This window comes from Levilactobacillus parabrevis (assembly GCF_044051715.1).
Lineage (GTDB): Bacteria > Bacillota > Bacilli > Lactobacillales > Lactobacillaceae > Levilactobacillus > Levilactobacillus parabrevis.
This window is the reverse complement of the sequence record NZ_CP168688.1, coordinates 2533221-2551129: the sequence shown is the minus strand read 5'-3', so window position 1 is coordinate 2551129 and position 17909 is coordinate 2533221. Positions and strand designations below refer to the sequence as shown.

The 17909-nt window shown below is 49.1% G+C and carries 17 protein-coding genes; 10 read left to right on the top strand and 7 right to left on the bottom strand.

Going from position 1 to position 17909, the window contains the following annotated elements:
- Positions 1-17 precede the first annotated feature (17 nt).
- From ACEPSU_RS11820 to ACEPSU_RS11805, 4 genes are read right to left on the bottom strand one after another with little or no spacing between them, the layout of a single operon-like run.
- Positions 18-968: an ABC transporter permease gene (locus tag ACEPSU_RS11820; protein ID WP_020089093.1), complete on the bottom strand. Its 951-nt coding sequence runs from the start codon at positions 966-968 to the stop codon at positions 18-20.
- A gap of 16 nt (positions 969-984) precedes the next feature.
- Positions 985-1944: an ABC transporter permease gene (locus tag ACEPSU_RS11815; RefSeq protein ID WP_260338450.1), complete on the bottom strand. Its 960-nt coding sequence runs from the start codon at positions 1942-1944 to the stop codon at positions 985-987.
- Positions 1944-2918: an ATP-binding cassette domain-containing protein gene (locus ACEPSU_RS11810; RefSeq protein WP_260338449.1), complete on the bottom strand. Its 975-nt coding sequence runs from the start codon at positions 2916-2918 to the stop codon at positions 1944-1946. The genes ACEPSU_RS11815 and ACEPSU_RS11810 overlap by 1 nt, the downstream gene beginning before the upstream one ends.
- Positions 2915-3928: an ABC transporter ATP-binding protein gene (locus tag ACEPSU_RS11805; RefSeq protein WP_020089096.1), complete on the bottom strand. Its 1014-nt coding sequence runs from the start codon at positions 3926-3928 to the stop codon at positions 2915-2917. The genes ACEPSU_RS11810 and ACEPSU_RS11805 overlap by 4 nt, the downstream gene beginning before the upstream one ends.
- Before the next feature lie 433 nt (positions 3929-4361).
- Here ACEPSU_RS11805 and ACEPSU_RS11800 point away from each other — a divergent pair, with 433 nt between their 5' ends.
- The 10 genes from ACEPSU_RS11800 to ACEPSU_RS11755 all read left to right on the top strand — a co-directional run bounded on the left by ACEPSU_RS11800 (position 4362) and on the right by ACEPSU_RS11755 (position 13872).
- Complete coding sequence (locus ACEPSU_RS11800; protein WP_020089097.1) at positions 4362-4823, top strand: Rrf2 family transcriptional regulator; 462 nt, start codon at positions 4362-4364, stop codon at positions 4821-4823.
- A 739-nt stretch (positions 4824-5562) separates the two neighbouring features.
- Positions 5563-6576, top strand: a complete 1014-nt coding sequence (locus tag ACEPSU_RS11795; RefSeq protein WP_020089098.1) for a lipoate--protein ligase — start codon at positions 5563-5565, stop codon at positions 6574-6576.
- 135 nt (positions 6577-6711) lie between these two features.
- Complete coding sequence (locus ACEPSU_RS11790) at positions 6712-7137, top strand: hypothetical protein (RefSeq protein WP_395321847.1); 426 nt, start codon at positions 6712-6714, stop codon at positions 7135-7137.
- Positions 7134-7616 (top strand): hypothetical protein, encoded by a 483-nt coding sequence (locus tag ACEPSU_RS11785; protein WP_395321845.1) that lies wholly within the window; start codon positions 7134-7136, stop codon positions 7614-7616. Before ACEPSU_RS11790 ends, ACEPSU_RS11785 begins: the two co-directional genes overlap by 4 nt.
- Positions 7617-8167: 551 nt before the next feature.
- On the top strand, positions 8168-8602 hold the full coding sequence (locus tag ACEPSU_RS11780; protein ID WP_020089101.1) for a DUF5776 domain-containing protein: 435 nt from the start codon (positions 8168-8170) through the stop codon (positions 8600-8602).
- A 135-nt stretch (positions 8603-8737) separates the two neighbouring features.
- Positions 8738-9292 carry a TetR-like C-terminal domain-containing protein gene (locus ACEPSU_RS11775; protein WP_395321843.1) on the top strand — a complete coding sequence of 185 codons (555 nt, stop codon included), beginning with the start codon at positions 8738-8740 and terminating at the stop codon, positions 9290-9292.
- A 190-nt stretch (positions 9293-9482) separates the two neighbouring features.
- Positions 9483-11282 (top strand): oleate hydratase, encoded by a 1800-nt coding sequence (locus tag ACEPSU_RS11770; RefSeq protein WP_395321841.1) that lies wholly within the window; start codon positions 9483-9485, stop codon positions 11280-11282.
- A gap of 386 nt (positions 11283-11668) precedes the next feature.
- Positions 11669-12259, top strand: a complete 591-nt coding sequence (locus ACEPSU_RS11765; protein ID WP_395321839.1) for a TMEM175 family protein — start codon at positions 11669-11671, stop codon at positions 12257-12259.
- Between the two features lie 94 nt (positions 12260-12353).
- Positions 12354-12644 carry a type II toxin-antitoxin system RelB/DinJ family antitoxin gene (locus tag ACEPSU_RS11760; RefSeq protein WP_020089106.1) on the top strand — a complete coding sequence of 97 codons (291 nt, stop codon included), beginning with the start codon at positions 12354-12356 and terminating at the stop codon, positions 12642-12644.
- Between the two features lie 160 nt (positions 12645-12804).
- Entirely contained in the window at positions 12805-13872 is a 1068-nt protein-coding gene (locus tag ACEPSU_RS11755) for a YdcF family protein (protein WP_260338439.1), read from the top strand.
- Positions 13873-14170: 298 nt separating this feature from the next.
- On the opposite strand, the gene ACEPSU_RS11750 is transcribed toward ACEPSU_RS11755, so the two are convergent.
- The 3 genes from ACEPSU_RS11750 to ACEPSU_RS11740 form a co-directional block, all read right to left on the bottom strand.
- On the bottom strand, positions 14171-15022 hold the full coding sequence (locus tag ACEPSU_RS11750; protein WP_395321836.1) for an SAM-dependent methyltransferase: 852 nt from the start codon (positions 15020-15022) through the stop codon (positions 14171-14173).
- Positions 15023-15508: 486 nt separating this feature from the next.
- Positions 15509-15934 carry a helix-turn-helix domain-containing protein gene (locus ACEPSU_RS11745; RefSeq protein WP_020089112.1) on the bottom strand — a complete coding sequence of 142 codons (426 nt, stop codon included), beginning with the start codon at positions 15932-15934 and terminating at the stop codon, positions 15509-15511.
- A gap of 73 nt (positions 15935-16007) precedes the next feature.
- Positions 16008-17816 carry a M3 family oligoendopeptidase gene (locus ACEPSU_RS11740; protein WP_395321834.1) on the bottom strand — a complete coding sequence of 603 codons (1809 nt, stop codon included), beginning with the start codon at positions 17814-17816 and terminating at the stop codon, positions 16008-16010.
- Positions 17817-17909 lie beyond the last annotated feature (93 nt).

Genomic DNA, 17909 nt, shown 5'->3' with positions numbered 1-17909 from the left:
GGCTATGATTTTTAAGACTAGTTGACGGAACCTTGCCGTTGTGAGGAATCCGCAGCACGACGCAGAACTTGGCCAACGTAACTAATTGATAAACAAAGAATAATGATTTCGAGTGCGGCCGGTAACCACGTCCACCAGTACTGCGTGATGTTGTTCGGGTCGTTGGCGTTGGCAATCATGGTCCCTAGGGAAGGCGTCTGGCTTGGTAGCCCGAAGCCCAGGTAGGAAAGCCCAGTTTCAACCCCGATGTTCTCGGCGAAGGACAGGGTACAATCCACGATGATCAACGACGAAATGTTCGGCATGATTTCTCTAAAGATGATCTTCCAATGACTGGTCCCGGAAGCTTTAGAGGCGGCCACGTAATCCTTTTCCGACTCGGCTAAGGTCCGTGATCGAATCAGCCGTGATGTTCCTTCCCAGTAGAAGATGGAGAAGATGAACGTTAAGGTGACGGAGTTGTAGTGTGGGATGATGGTAACCAGAACAATGATCATCATGGTCATTGGTAACATCATCATGAAGTCGTAGATCCGTTGCATCCCCCAGTCGATGTAACCGTTGAAGTACCCGGAAATCAGGCCCCAACAGATCCCGAAGGTGGATGAAATGACCGTCAAGCCAATGGCGATCCCAATTGAGTTCCGTGAGCCGACGATCAATTGCTTAGCGACCGAACGACCGGCGGAATCGGCCCCGAGCCAGAAGTCCGCGGTAAAGGGTTGGTTGAAATAACCCATGATGTTGGTCTCCATCATTTTCGGGGTGTTGATGAACAAGGCCCCAATCATCACGAAGAGGATGAAACCGACGATAATAATGAGTGCTGCCATGGCGGGTTTGTCCGCCTTGAATTCACTCCAGATGATTTTAGCCGTCGAAGGGGTGGCTTCTGCCTGAGCCTCTTGCGTCAGCCGGGCTAAATCAGCTGCGGAAATGTCTGAGTGTTGTTCGAAATTTTCTGCCATTCTGTTTTAGCCTCCTTTACTGGATTCGAATTCGTGGATCGACAATGCTGAGAATAATATCTGAAAGTAACGTCCCAATCAGGTTCAAAATCCCGTAAATCAGGACCAGTGCGGTAATAACCGTGTAGTCCCGGAAGCTGATGGAATTCACAAAGAGTAAACCCATCCCGGGGTAAGAGAAGACCGTTTCGGTAAAGATCGATCCGTTTAACAAACCGGTGATCGAGTAACCAGCGAAAGCGGCAATTGGAAGCAAGGAGTTCCGGAAGATATGGTGACGGTAGATGTCCTTGCTTGGGACCCCCTTGGAACGCGCCGTCCGCACATAGTCGGAATGCTTGGAATCAATCACTTCGGAACGTAAGTACTGGACGATGTTGACGGTCCCGAACAAGGCTCCGAGAAGACCAGGTAATAGAATATGGTAGAAACGCGACCCGAAGGTATGTAGCCAACCAGTTGCGTCTGACGATATTGATCCGGTCGTAGGGAACCAACCCAGAACGTAACCAAAGATCCAGATTCCGATAACTAAGATAACGAAGAAGGGAATACAGTAAGTGACGTAGGTGTAGACTCGGATGATAGTATCGGGTAATTTACCTTCATGCCGACCGGCGTAGACACCCATTGGTAAGGCGAAAGCGTAGGTCAGGATCATGGTGAAGAGGGCCAACCATAAGGTGTTGCCGGCCCGGCCACCGATCAGACGAGTAACGGGTTCCTGGTATTGGTAACTGTTCCCTAAGTCTCCGTGGAACAAGTGAACGACCCAATTCCAATACTGTTGGTACCAAGGGTCGTACAACCCATTGATTTTCATTAAATGATGAATCTGTGCGGGGTCCGCCTTTGGGTTAATGGAGCCGGTAAACGGGTCACCGGGCATCGCCTTGGCCAAGAGGAAGACCAGAATACTTAGGATAATGACTTCCGGAATCATGATTAAGAAACGCCGTAGAATCGTTTTCCACATTAGGCCTGCACCTCCCCTTCCTGGCTAGCGAGTTGTTGCGCGATAGTTTGTGGTAAGGCCACGGCGTGCGTTGGGGTGACCTGCACCAGAGGGTAGGCCGCACCGTTCTCGTCGTAGTACTTACTCTGTTGGTCTTGGTAGACCTGTTCAACGGCTAACCGAGAAGCCCGGTGGGCCTCACGAGAGTTGACGTCGGTTTCAGGAATGGCAGCCAAGAGACGCTTGGTGTAGATGTGGAGGGGATGGTTGTAAATATCATCCCGGGTGCCAATCTCGACCAGCCGACCGCGGTTCATGATGGCAATGTTGTTACACATGTGCCGCACGACCCCTAAATCGTGGGAAATGAATAAATAGGAGATACCGAATTCCCGTTGAATCTTCTTCATGAAGTTCAACACCTGTGCTTGAACGGAAAGGTCCAGCGCAGAGACGGGTTCATCGGCGATAATTAGCTTAGGATTGGTAGCCACCGCGCGGGCGACCCCGATCCGTTGCCGCTGTCCACCGGAAAATTGGTGAGGATACTTATAGAGCGCATCGGCATCCAGCCCGACAATGTTTAATAATTGCAAAACCCGTAATTTTTCGTCGTCCTTGCTGAGATGCTCGAAGTTGCGGAGTGGTTCGGCGATGATGTCTTCGATTCGTTTCCGTGGATTCAAACTGGATAGGGAATCTTGGAAAATCATTTGAACATCGTGGTTGTAATCCAACTTACGCCGGTTCTCGGCTTGGGTGATGTCGAGGCCCTTGTACATAATGGAACCGCTCGTTACCTTTTCCAGCCCGACTACGGATTTCCCCGTAGTGGACTTGCCGGAACCAGATTCGCCAACCAGTCCGTAGGTTTCGCCGGCTTCAATGTTGAAGCTGACACCATCCACAGCCCGGACGGAATCGGTGATCCGATTCCAGAACCCGGAGCGAATGGGGTAGTGGACTTTTAAATCTTTGATTTCGATTAAGCTCATACCGTCACGCTCCCTTGCTCATCTGGAAATTGAAAATGTTTGTAGCAGGTGCAGCGGACTTCGTGGCCCGGTGCGACCTCGTGCATCGTTGGATTTTCTTCGTGAGCCTCGGCAGGGACCCAGGGAATTCGGGGAGCGAACCGGTCACCCTTGGCTGGCATCTTCTGTAAGGAAGGGACGTTACCCTTAATGACGTAGAGGTCATCGTTTTCGTTGTCCCGTTGTGGCATTGACCGCAGTAGGGACCGCGTGTAGGGATGTTCAGGCGTGTTGAAGACCTGTTCGGCTGTCCCCTGTTCGACGATTTGGCCAGCGTACATGACGGCAACTCGGTCGGCCGTTTCAGCAACGACGCCCAAATCATGCGTGATAAGAATGATACCAGCGTGGTTTTCCTTTTGAATGTCGCGTAGTACATCCAGAATCTGTGCTTGGATGGTAACATCCAGTGCCGTGGTGGGTTCATCGGCGATGATTAAGTCTGGCTTGCAGGCAATCGCGATGGCGATGATGACCCGTTGGCGCATCCCACCGGAAAGTTCATGGGGGAATTGACGCGCCGTTCGTTGAGGATTAACGATCCCAACCTGGTTTAACAGTTCAATGACGCGGTTGTGCTTGTCTTCAGCGGATAAGTCGGTGTGATAGTCCATGACTTCGCTGATTTGTTCTTCAATTCGCTTCAATGGATTCAAGGCTGACAGAGGATCTTGGAAGATCATTCCAATCTTAGCGCCTCGGAATTGGTTATAACCTTTTTCATCTAACTTGAGGAGGTCGGTGCCTTCGAAGTCTACTTCGCCGGAAATTTTAGTCTCTGCCGGATCATGGAGACCCATGATGGTAGTGGCCAGGGTACTTTTACCACAACCTGATTCACCAACGATGGCGAGAATTTCGTCGTGTTGGACCTGGAGGTTAATGTGGGAGATGGCGTCGTAGTACTGGCCATTAATTTTGAAAGCCGTGCTGACGTCCTTAATGTTTAGAAAGTTTGATGCGGTTTCCACGGAAATCCCTCCCAATGTTCTAATCTACCTCTCATTTGTAGATGAAGCCTGATGAATAAACGCATTTGCGTATTCAATTCGCTCCTGAACAATAATTGTTTTTGATTATAGTTAATCAAATTCTCATTTACAACCCCTTAATTCTTAAAAGTAGTCATAATTTATTCATAAAATCCTCATAAACTTTGTTATATCAATCTTCTCAGATAACTTATAAAATGATAAAAAATTTAACTTAAATGGTGTAAGTTGGGTAATTTGCTTGCTGAACCAATGATTAACAGGGCTAATGTATACAAACTTTTGAAAAGTTATGCATGTATATTCGAGATGAGAATTTGCTCATTGATTGTCAGAGAACGAGATGTTACGTCACGGAATGTGGTATGATACCAGTATTGATTACAGACTTTTTGAAAGCGATGGCTAGACGATGAGATTAGACTTTTCCGTTGCCGTGCACAGCCTGCTCTACCTGGACGAAAATCGTCCCCGGAAGATTGCGAGCCGCGAACTAGCAACGTCACTACAATTAAATGCGGTGATGATCCGCAATATTCTCTCCGTGTTGCACAAGCAAGGCTACATTGAGGGTTCCGTTGGGAAAAATGGCGGGTACCAATTAATTCGGAGCCTTGATGAAATCAACGTGGGGGAACTTTACGACCTGACGATTCCACCGACAATTAGCTACGCACGGTTCATTACAGGCGATTCTAAGGGTACGAAGGCCACGGACACGACCGATATTTCTGCCAATATTTCGCAAACACTGACGGATCTGTTCACGTTAGCCGATGAGGATTACCGGAAGTTCTATCATCAATTCACGATGACTGACCTCAAACAAGACCTCCACGCTCACGGTTATTTCCGGCGTCTAATTAACGACTAGTTTGTGAGCTAAATGCTACTAAACTTTAGTTAGCGGCGTTATAATAAGGGTACAAACTCGAATGGTGACTAAGGCCACCATTAATAACAGTCATAACCGCCAGGGGTGAACTCTGACGGGGGCTGGATCCACACTCTGTTGGGTGTGGATCTTTTTGTGTAAAAGAGTGCGGAACAAAGCGATTAGCTGGCGAGCATTAACGTCACTAAGCTGAAAATCCCGGGCCTGGATTTTTGGCTTAGTGGGGTTAAGCGCAACCAGCTGCTTTGTGGAGCACGTTTCAGCAATGTGAGATTAGAGGGAAAAGCGCCGAACTAGTGAAAAGTAGTAATCTGGCTTTTTCCTTATTGGGGTTAAGCGCAGGAGTCTGCCTTGTGGAGCACGTTTCAGCAGTGTGAGGTTGGAGAGAAAGGTTCTGAACCAGTAAAAAATAGCAGCCTGGCTTCTCGACTCAAATAAAGCACCCCCGAACCAGCAAAAGTTTCCACAGAGATAAGTTAACCTACCATCCAAATTCCGATGAAAGTAAAATCAGCAGTTTTACATAATATAAGTAACTTCATAAATCCCTGTATTACCCAGTCCTTAAGCCGTTTTCGCGGCATCAAAGTGAGGCGGTTTGCACACTCTTTTCCATTATATTGGCGCTAAATTGTAATCGGTTCCAATGCGTGCTATCATTTATCGTAGCCGGGGTCGTTACCCGGCGGTTGGTTAATTCGAAAGGGGTTTTTGAGTTATGTATTGGTATGCCATGAAGTCACATGATATTCGTCACAACTTAGCAACCGAGCAGTACTTAATGAACAATAAGAAGTTCGATGAGCCACTGGTTTTGTTCTACTACGAAGGACCTTGCATCATCGTTGGGCGGAATCAAAACACGTTGGAAGAAATCAATCAAAAATACGTGGAGGAAAATGACATCACGGTCACCCGTCGGTTATCGGGTGGTGGTGCGGTCTATCAAGATCTCGGCAATCTTTGCTTTAGCTTCGTGGTTGATAGCGACAGTGAAGAATTTGGCGATTTCAAATCCTTTGTTCAACCCATCGTGGACGCCTTGCACGCCATGGGGGCCAAAACGGCGGAAGTTTCCGGCCGGAATGACATCTTAGTTGATGGCAAGAAGTTCTCGGGGAACGCGATGTACTCACACAGCGGTAAGACCTTCTCTCATGGGACGTTGATGCTCGACGTGGACCAAAATGTGATTGCCCACACGCTGAATGTGCCAGAAGACAAGATGAAGTCGAAGGGCATCAAGTCCGTTCGTTCACGGGTCACGAACCTAAAGCCTTACTTAGCACCAGAATATCAAAATCTGACGGTACCCGAATTCCGAGATACCTTACTGAAGGAATTGTTCCACGTGGACAGTCTCGATGCGATTGCTGACAAGGAAGTTCAGATTGCCGACAGCGAAAAGGCAGCTATCGATAAAATCTTTAACGAGTACTACGCTAACTGGGATTGGGTCTACGGCAATTCTCCTGAATTTACGGTCAAGAAGCGGCAACACTTCACGGCTGGGACCATCGATGCACGGTTGTTGGTCGACAATGGGAAGATTGAAAATATCAAATTCTACGGTGACTTCTTTGGGCCAAGTGATGCCACGGAATTGGCAGATCAACTCAAGGGTGTGCGCTACGACCGCGAACATGTGGGGGCTGTCTTGAACAGCGTCAACACGCAGTTGTACTTCAACGGGATTGATACCAAGGACGTGCTGGACCTGTTAGTCGATTAATTATCGTCTAAGATTAGTGGATTTGCTGATTTTATAGGCTAGATACGTTAGAATAGAAAATGAAATTGACGAAAGCGTGGTCGATTGGGGCCACGCTTTTAATTACTTAGCACTTATTGAGGAGTTTAATTCTAAATGAAAGATCGTAACGTGATTTCCTGGGCCATCATCTCGATGTTTGGTTTCCTAGTGATTAATTTTCTGATGTCCCGGACGTTTGTCGGTTTGGCCACGTCCATGAGTGAGTTTTGGCGGTCCACCTTCTTGGCAATCGCCCTGTATGCGGTGACCATTGTGTTGGCAGCATTGGACTGGAAGCCTTCGTTTTACCTGATGGGGCTGGTCATTGCGCTCTACACGCTGTCTCTGATTAGCGTGCTGATCACGATGTGGAGCTACGACAAGGCAACCTTCATGATTCGGGTGCTGATGTCGGCGGGGAGTATCGCCGTGATGGTGATCAACGCCTACTGGTTAGTTCTTGCGCTACGGTTACGGAAGCGCGAGCGAGATAAACACGACCGGGAAAGATTTCGGCATCAAAACGAGGTGGGTAAATGAAGCGAGAAGTACAGACGTTTATTGACGCGGTAGCGGATGATAAACTGGAACATTTCACAGCGGAGACCACGCAAGCGAAGTTCTTTGCGGATCCAGATGGCGTGATGGCTCCGTTGGCGGATTTCATCCGGCAACAGATCAGTGCGGACAAGTTGGCGCAAGCTGAGTTAAACGTGACCGATACGGAGGTTTCCGTGCGGTTGGAACTGAGCGTGATTAACTTGCCATTGCAGGATACCAAGACCATCGGTAAGATCATGGAAACGGACGAAGAACGTGAGCTCAACGTCTATGCTGTGATTGAAACGCCAGACATCAACGTTTCTGGTCTGCGAATTGATGCATTGGCACCGGCCGCGACCTATGTGGATCAGGCTGCTACGGCTGATCAAAGTCTGCATGACTGGTTAGGTCTGCAGATTGAAAAGCTTCAAGCCGCTGCGACCAATAAAGAAGAGACTGATGTAAAGAAGAAATAACCTTGCGTTGGGACAATGGCTGTGGTAGTATTGTCTCTATGCGATGAGTCGAGAAATCACGCGTTCCTTGCTTGCAAGGGGCGTCCGCGCAAGCGGCTAGGTGAATTTGTCAGCAGGGCACATATGTCACCGTATTGTGACGTGTCTGATTTTGAGGGAATGTGGATTCCGAGATAAATCCATTCGTTTCGACGAATGCTGTGTGAAAAACGTCTGATTGGCCTTTGGCCGATTGGGCGTTTTTTTTTGCGCTCATGGCAGTAGTTATTTTGTAAGAAATAAGTTTATGGGTGCGGACCTAATCGCTTTGATTTTAGTTTTTCCAAATTGTAAGCGGTTAATTTTATAGTGTTAACGAAATACTTCGAAATTATATAATCTCTTTGATAGAGTTCCCCTTCTATGTTATCGGCTAATTTAATAGCCATATAAATTAAGGCTATTGACCATATTGACAAATATGTGGTATCTTTTATCATTAAATTAATGTTATAGTTTTTACATAGAAAAAACTAATAAATGAAGGCGATAAATAAAGGGGAAAATAATTTATGAAGAAGTGGTATAAAGGACTCTTGGCTTTAGCGGTTGTATTGAGCGTTGGCGTGGGTTGGAACCTCATTTGGTCGATGAGTAGCCACCAAAAGAACACGTTGTCACCGAGTACATCAGTTAGGGCGGCTGTGGTGAAACGCGTCAAGACCAGTGAGATGACCCATGTTAGGACAACGTCTCAGGCCAATCCTGCCGATAATCAGCTTGATTATCAGGTACAGTCTAAGCCGATTAAATACGTTCGGGCGAAGACCATGATTCGCCGCTACGAAGACGTTAACCTGACGAAGGTTGTGCAGGCTTACCAGCAGGGGACGGTCTTCACGGTTAAGGGCTGGGACTATGCCCACACGGCTTCTGGTACCAAGCGCTACAAGGTGGTTGGTGGCTACATTACTGCCAACAGTAAATATGTCACGGCGATTCAATAGATTTCCCCGGAGGCTGCCAGCAATGGTGGCTTTTGATTTCCCACAATTGCCCACGAAAACCCGTCGGTAACACCGTTCAGCCATTGTTCCCACTGGCTAATCATTATATACTAGCCTTGTGAGGGGCGATGACCTATGGGAAAGAATACCAAGCAACGGCTTTCGGCGGCGCTCGTGACCCAGTTACAGCGGACGCCGGTCGACAAGATTACGATCAAATCGATCGTTGATGCCTGTGACCTGACACGGCAGACCTTTTATAATCATTTCAGTGACATCTACGAGCTAGTTGAGTGGACGGCTAAGGAGGCCACGGCGGAATCACTCAAGAACGTCGCGGATTATGACAATTGGCAACACGGCTTCTACAATGTGATGGTAACCATCAAGGCCAATCGTTATCTGGTGGAGAATACCTACCAGTCGGCGTACCGTGACCTGCTGGAGAAGTACATCTACGCCGTGCTTTACCGGTACATCATAGCCGTTGTTGAGCGCCAAGCAGTGGGCATGCAAGTGGCGCAGAAGCACAAGGACTTTATTGCACATTTCTATAGTCTGGCCTTCATTGCGTTGATCTTCGAGTGGGTCAAGGACGGACTCAAAGAGGATCCCAGTGACATCGTTGAACAGACCGGCGTGCTGATTCAGGGAGACTTTAAAAAGGCATTACATAAATACGCGGAGTAGGCGTCGGACTCAATCTTTAAAATCACGTTGCCGCCAACTTATCTGGTGAAGAACAAACTAAACTGAATTTTTACATTCCCAGCGAGCTGTCAAAATCTTGACAACCCGCTTTTTCTGTCAATTGTTTCCGCTTTCTTCTGGCCTTATCGTTGAGACAAGCAAGAAATCCAAAACGAAGAAGGTCATCTCCATGAATATCTATCAAACGATGTATCGGCCGCTAAAACCGGCTGGAATTGACGATCGACGTGCCAATATTGTTGGTGGTGGGATTGCTGGACTGGCAACTGCGGTATTTCTGATTGACGACGCACAGATGCCAGCGCGTAACATTACGATTTTCGAGAAGAAGCCCGTTATGGGGGGCTCGATGGACGGAACCAAGGATAGCCAAGGTTACCTGTGTCGGGCCGAACGTGAGCTGGAACCCTACATGGAATGTCTGTGGTACCTCTGCAGTAAGATTCCATCACTGGAGAATCTCGGGCGGACAGTGTTGGATGACGTGGTCGACTTTAACCGTGATGAACCCATTCACAGTGAAGCGCGGGTCATCATCAACCAAGGTGAAATCGACAGTCACTACCACGATTACAAATTAAAGCCAGAATATGCGGCAACCATGCAACTGATCGTGAACTCGACGGAAGAGGAGTTGGCCGACAAACGGTTGGACGAATTCTTCGACCCCGGCTTCTTCCGCACCAACTTCTGGACTTGCTTCCACAGTCAATTGGCTTTCAAACACTACCACAGTGCGATCGAATGTCGGCGTTACTGGCAACGGTTCACCTTCATTTCTCGGCACGAATACTTGGAAGGCTTCGTGCACACGAAGTACAACGAATACGATGCCATCATCTTACCGATCGAACGTTGGTTGATCGACCAGGGTGTCCACTTTGAAAATAACTTTAACGTGACCGACTTGGGCTTCTCCGATGCCAACAACACGGTCAATGAAATTATCGCAACCCGTGACGGCAACGCTGCCAATGTTCATGTGAACCGGCAGGACTTGGTCTTCGTCACGACCGGTTCCATCAGTGAAAACAGTACTTTTGGTGACAACCACACCGTGGCACCGACGAACCGCGATACTGAGGACATGGGAACTTTCACGATTTGGCAGAATTTAGCGAAGAAGGATGCGAAGTTTGGCCATCCTGAAAAGTTCTTAGGTCAGATCGACAAGACCAAGTGGATCTCATTCTTCCCAACGGTTAAGGATTACCCCGAATTCTTCAAACGGATCGAAGAGATGTCTGGCAGTCCGGCTGGTACGGGTGGTCTGATGACGTTCAAGGATTCCAACTGGGACATGTCGTTTGAAATCCATCATAAGCCATTCTTCCCATATCAAGCTGACGATGAAGAAGTTGGCTGGGGATACGGCTTGTATGGTGAGAACGAAGGAAACTACATCAAGAAACGGATGTGGGACTGTACCGGGGATGAAATCCTGACGGAACTGCTCTACCATCTGGGAATGCTCGACATCAAGGATGAAGTTCTCGCCCACACCTACATGTCGACGGCGATGATGCCATACTGTACCAGCCAGTTCATGCCGCGTAAGGCGGACGATCGTCCGCTGGGCGTGCCAGCTGGATGCACCAACTTGGGCCTGTTAGGGCAGTTTGTGGAAATTGACGATGACGTGGTCTTCACGGTAGAAACTTCCGTCCGGACCGGGTTAGAAGCCGTTTACCAACTGCTGAACTTCGACAAGAAGCCACTGGAAGTCAACCCCTCGCGTTACGACATCCGGTACCTCTTGGAACGGCTCAAGCGATTCCAAGGTATCCATGGCGATGTGACGGTGGCGGACTTGCCACAGGTTGACCCCGCAGAGTTGCCCGCTCTGACGGAGAAACTCCTGAAGGTCGTCAACGCCGTACCACCGTACTACCAGATGTATCTTGGCCGTGACCAAACAATCCCCCAAAAGGCCGCGGTGCTCCACCCTAAGGCACCACACAGCAAATAATCGACCCTTTACCCCCGTAGATCCTGTGTGATGTTTGTGAAAAGGCTGCCGTCATGGTGGCCTTTTTTGCGTGGTTAAATTGAAGACTAGCATGGTTGGGAGTAGCGACCAGAGTAAGTAAATTTAAGCCACAAGTCTTAGCGCCAAATTCAGATGGTTTGCGTAGTATACGGGACTGCCGGAGGTTTGGCTAGCCCCCTAAAATAAGGGGATTTATAAAAGGACGGTGCACGACCGGGGCTACCGGCTTTCAAATTCTCAAAAGAATTTCTTCAAGCTAGAAGTTCCGCTAGTAGCTATCCAACACCATGTGAGACCTTATCTACCCCGCCTATAAACAGTTATGCTATTCTAAAACTATCATAATGTTTTGAGGGGGATTTTGGATGAACAAAGGACGCGTGGAGGCTTTCACGGATGCGGTGATCGCGATTGCACTAACCATCATGGTGCTGGAGTTTAAGACACCGGAGGAACCAACGTTTACGGCGCTAATGGCGAACTGGAGCTATCTCGTGGCGTATTTGATTAGTTTTCTATTTATCGGTGTGGCTTGGTACAACCATCACTACATGTTCAGTCTGACCAAACGGGTGACGAAGAAAATCTATTGGGTCAATAATCTCTGGATTCTGACCATGAGTATGTTGCCGGTCTCGACGGCTTGGGCTGGACGGTTTATTAACGATGTCCAACCGGAGTTGTTCTATTTCTTTATCTTCACGCTGTGGGCCTTGGCTTACGCGGCATTGTCCTATACCGTTATGCGAACCAACCGGAAGGACCATCCAGAAATCGCCGAGAAAATTCGGAAAATGCCGGCTTACCGACTACACGCGAATGTTTGGTTCTGGCTGATCTGGGCGGGTGTGATTGCTCTCATCTTTTACTGGCCACCAATATCGTTGGTTTTCACCTTGGCGGAGTTGGTGCTGATGGCCGTTTTGACACCGGCAGATAGTGATAAATTGTTTTAGGTATTTGAATACTGTATTTTTGGAAAGGTGACTTATTATTTCGTGTTGTTGTACACCTTGTCGATAATATTAGGCCGCTGGGAGGAAGAAATTCATGGGCACAAAAAAGTCTGTCACCAAGAAAGTTCAAATTAGTATTGATAAAAAATTAGCCAATGATGCTGAAGCCATCTTTGAAGATATTGGGCTAAATCAAGCGACTGCACTGACAGTATTTTATAAAAAAGTGGTGGCGGAGGGTGGACTACCCTTTGATTTAAAGCAAACACCAGAGCAACGGAGAAATTGTCGACTGCATGAAGCTTTGACAGGTATTCCGGTCCAGAAGTTAGAGAGTCGTGGACAAATTGAAACGTGGTTTAAAGATGAGACTCAAGATTATTAGGCACGAGGCTAGGCTTCCAAATTGAATTGAGTTAGACTGAAATGCATTATTTGAAATTCGCAGACGTTAAAGAGACCCATCAAAACATGCAGATGGGCCTTTTTGGCGCAACCGGCCGGACGTGGTATCCTAAACCTATCAATTGTTTTGGAGGAGTCTCATGCAAGATGAATTATTTAGTATCCCGCCAGTCGTTTATTGGGGCTGGTTGGTGCCGCTCTTATTCGGCGCCATCTTCTTTACCCGTTATGCCATCGAGAAACGGCGACTGAGCAATGGCATCTGGTTTTCACTATTTTTCTACAGCACCATGGTCATGCTGGCCATCTCGATTATGGGATACGGCAACAAGCTCCTGTTTGGCTTTAGTCTGATTGCCTTCATCGGGGTGATCCTGCTGATTGGGATGGCGTTCGCACTCCAGGCCTTCCTCTTGCTGTGGAATGCGTGGATTGTCTGGCGCCGCGAGAGTCATACACTGGCCAACATGCTGACGTTATTTCTAGGTATTGCAATTCTACTGGCACCGTTTATCATGCGGCTGACCTCGCTTTACCTGCCATTACCGCTGGCCACGTTCATTAATCTATTTCCTGGCATGGTTATTTTTTATGTGCTCTTTTGGTTCTACAACTACTTAACGATGCTGGTGATTTATCAGTTCAATCATCCCCGTTACCGGCAGGATTACCTGATTGTCTTGGGGGCTGGACTGTTAAATGGGGATGAGGTTTCCCCATTACTGGGCCAACGGATCGATCGCGCCTTGAAATTTTACCGTAAGCAGCTGCGTAAGATTGGCCAAGGCCCCGTGATCATTTTCTCCGGAGGCCAGGGTGCCGACGAAACGGTGTCGGAAGGGGTGGCTATGCGTCAGTATGCTATTGACCATGGCTTGCCGCCTGAACAGGCGATTGCTGAAGATCAATCGAAGACTACCTATGAGAACATGGTCTTTTCCAAGAAGATCATCGCGGCCCGGGGCACCGTTCAACCGCGGATAACCTTTGTGACCAACGGCTACCACACCTTTCGTGCGGGGATGATTGCCCGCAAGGCCGGTCTGAAAGCCAACGGTATCGGCGCCCATACGGCGAAGTTCTTTCTACCCAACGCCATCATTCGCGAATACATCGCCATTTTCGTTGGCAATAAGCGCTGGCACGCCATCGCCATTGGGCTGATGTTCGTGCTGAGTCTGGTTCTGGTTTGGGCGGAATATCAGTAAGATTGTATTGTAAGCAACCGTGAATCATCAATAAAACAGGAATTTCAGGTTTCTCCACAATAGAGAAAGTCTGAAATTCCTGCTTTTAGTTACTCATCACGATGGGCCTGATAGCTTGCGAACACCGCGTAACCTAGTGCGATGGCCAGCAAAGTTCCCAGACCGTAAAATAAGATATTCCCCAGTGCTACCATAAATGGAGCCCTCCCTATGTCGATTAACCTCTAATATAATATCAAAAGGTTAATATTGGGTAAACCGGTAGCGGCTAGTTTGTTAATTTGTAATATTTGACGGGCTACTTCACGAGGTAAACGTGGTCCTTGACCAAGTCAATCGGCGTGAAGTGGTGGTTCAGCGCGCGGGTATCTTTGTTTTCCAAGAGCTCGGCGTGATTCCAGAAGTCCTCGGAGCCGGTTGCACCGTGGGGTTCGCCAATGACGACGAAGTCCACGTCCTTGTTAGCGGTCCGGATAGCCTGTAGCAATTCCCAATCCAGCGGTAAGCCATCGGGAGACCAGGACATGACGACCACGCCGACCTCATCCTGATACTTTTCCCAGGCGTTGACGGCGGCCAGTGGTTCGATGGCTGTCAGCGGGTGCCGACCCGTTTCGTTTTCACTGGTCCACGCCTGACTATCCGTGGCGTAGACCGTCTTGTGGGCGTCACGAAGGCCTTTAGAAATGTAGCCGTTACCAGCCATTACTTCCAGCACGGCCCGGTTACCCACGAATTTCGCGAGGTCGGTCACAAATGGGGCGGACGTATAGGCCCACATCCCATAGTGTGTTTCCAAATAATCGCGGAAGGACCGCAAGTCGTGGTCTAAATCGGGCAGAGCGGCAGTCAACTCATTCCAGAGCTTATCTCCAACGGCGTCACCGGCAGGGTACTTTTCGCCCAACTTCTTAAAGATCTGATCCTGCACGTCATCAGGTAGCTGTAGTAGCGGGACTTGTTGTGGCAAGTCGCCAGCAGCCAGCATCCGGTCGGCCAGCAGGATATTACTGATTAGAATCTTAACGGCAGGAAAATCATTGAACTGATGATAATAGTCCGTCATCCGCGCGATGTAGGCGGTTTTTCGCTGATTTAAGGGTTGATGGCGAATCTTTTTCTTGAGCTTTTTGAGTTTTTTAGGATTCAAGGGAGAGGGTCCTTTCGAAAGTGAATTTGAGTTTTTATAATGTTAATTCAAGGTTTTAATAACTATAAGAAAAGATTGTAATTGGGTCTATGGGGCTAAATCTGTGTTAGCCGTGAGAATTATCTTAGTGGCTGGACATCAACTTTAAGATGAAGTTAGTGGCGACCTGTTTTTTGATTCTGGGGGTGGCCACTGGAGTTGACTGACGGTAGACCATAGCCGGAGGAGGCCAGGATGGAGCCAGCTGTGTCGGTGGCGTTAGAGCGGGTGTTAGGTTTTCCCCGGTCTTACGGCACGGGACGAGCTTGGAGATGCGCGACTTGGGCGCAGCTTCAAGTCGAGCTGGAAGCCCGGACTTTGGCTGGAAGCGACCCCACAGCAGGTGGAATTCTGGCAGCCGCAGGCGGGGTAAGGCGGACTATAAACACAATTTTAACCCCAGAACCAATAAAAAGTCGACCGGCGAGAACCGGCCGACTCATCGTATTAATGGTCGTCTAAATGCAGATCCAATTCTTCCTGCTGGTTGGTATCTTGCGGCGTAGCCCGGTTTTCCCGGCCGTGCAGGTAGCCATCGATCAGTTGGTAGATTTCGTAACGATCGCGACCGCTCAACAGTTCCCGGTTGAAGCTAAGCTGCTTACCAGAGAGGAACAACCGTCCGAGGTCGTACTCATCGCGTTCGGCCTTCCCAGTGAGGTAGTCCATGGTGACGTCGAAGTATTCCGCGAGCTTACGAACTTCAACGAATGAAGGCGTCCGGATACCCCGTTCCCAGTTTCCAATCTGTGAAGCCGTATTTTTGGAATGATCGTCCGGCCCCACGGACTGTTGTTCGTTTAAGGCCGTTGCCAGTTGTTCCAATGTAATGTGTTGACCGCGCCGTAAAGCCCGAAGTCGTTCAGAAAACATTCAACTCACCCGTTTCTTTCGATAGTCTTTACGCTTATTATACCACTTAGCGTTGTTTTTAACCGAAAGTTGACTATTTCACCAGTGAATCGGTTAGTCGCATAAATTCTGCGACGTCCTGCTTGATCAGTTTGACACCAGCCAACCAGAAGTCCGGCTTGGTCAGGTTGACCCCGAGGTGCTTCTGCGCCAGTTCCTCGGTGGACATGTTTGCCGTGTCTCGAAGTAAGGCGATGTAGCTATCCTCAAAGTCACCCTCCTGCTGGGCCTTGGCGTAGATCCCCAGACTGAACAGGTAACCGAAGACGTAAGGGAAGTTGTAGAAAGCGGGTTCGTCGATGTAGAAATGCAGCTTGCTAGCCCACAGATGAGGCGAGTAGGTCGACAGGTCGTGACCGAAGGCTTCCTTCTGGGCGTTTAACATCAGCTCGTTCAGTTCAGCTGGGGTGACCAGCTTCTTCTGCCGGAGTTGGTAGAAATGCGTTTCAAAGAGGAACCGCGCGCGGATGTTCAGGAACATTGCCAGTGGATTATCCATCTTGGCGTTGATCAGCGTGATCTTCTCCGCATCGGTCTTAGCGGCTTTCACGTTGGCATCCGCCACGATCAATTCGCCAAAGGTTGAGGCCGTTTCCGCTACGTTCATGGCGTAATCTTGCCGCAACTGAGGTAAGTCCTCCATGACACTGGAGTGAAAGGCGTGGCCCAACTCATGTGCCAGCGTGGAGACATCGTTTGGCGAGCCGGTAAAGGTCATGAAGATCCGAGATTCATTGGTCTCCGGAGCACTTTCCATCCAGCCACCCGGTGCTTTGCCCGCCCGATCTTCGGCTTCGATCCAGCGATTTTCAAAGGCCCGTTGTGCGAGGGCGGCCATCTTCGGAGAGAATTCACCGTAGTGCTTGATAATGAAGGCTGCGGCCTCGTCGTAAGTGAAGTGGTGGAGCTGGCTACCTGGCAAATTCAGGGGCGCTTCCACGTCCTGCCAGCCGGCGTGTTTCTTACCTAAAAGTGCCGCCTTACGGTCGAGGTAGTCGAGCAGAAATTGCTTGTTATTGTCGACCACTTGCCAAATGGTGTTCAGGGTTTCGGCGCTTAACCGGTTGTCCTTTAAAGGTTCACGCAGAAAATCAGTCGTTCCATGAGCAGCGTACTCGGTCAATCGGAAGCCGGCCAAATGGTTCAACGTGTCGGCAAAGAGTTGTTCCTTGTCCGTCCAAGCCTGTTCCCACGCGGGTAAGAGGTCGGCCCGGTACTGCGGATCGGCGTTTCCCAGCAGATTGTTGTCGGCTTGTCCGGCAGATAGCGTGGCGGGGTTACCGTCCGCATCGTGGAAGGGCACGGTGACCGTGGCAACTAGGGAGTCGTAGTGAGAACTCCAAGCGGCCTTGCCATCGAGGTTGAGCCGGCTGATGAGGGCTTCGGTCTTGTCGTCCAGTAATTCCTTGCCATCCTCGCGCATTTCCTTCAAATTGAAGGCGATGGGTTTGAGGTCGGGTTGGGCCAACATCTCGGCAAAGTTAACGTCGGGAACCTGAACTAGAACTTTCTTGAGCTTACCACTCACGTTGTCGGCCTGGGTGCCAAGGTCCCGTAGTTGGGCTTCCATCGGGGCCACGTCGGGATTATTAACATCCGCGGAACCCACGGCAGTGATGAAGATACCCGCCTGGCCGATGGCGTTGTTGATGGCCTGAAGTTGGGTGATCAGTTTTAAAAATTGCTGATACTGTGGGGCGTCACTGGCCGCATCCCAGCGGTCCAGGAGATCGCCGAGGGCCGCAATGGCAGTCTTGGTCTGTGCCAATTTCGTTTTCAATTGGGCGGAGTTGATGCCGCCACTAAAGAGTGAATCGAGATCCCAATTCAAAGAATATTTCATAAGCAGGCCCTCCTAGGCAGTGTTTTAACTTGAATGAAGCGGGTGTAACCCGGTGAAATCGCATGTTGACGGCGCATGTTGTGCCTATTATAG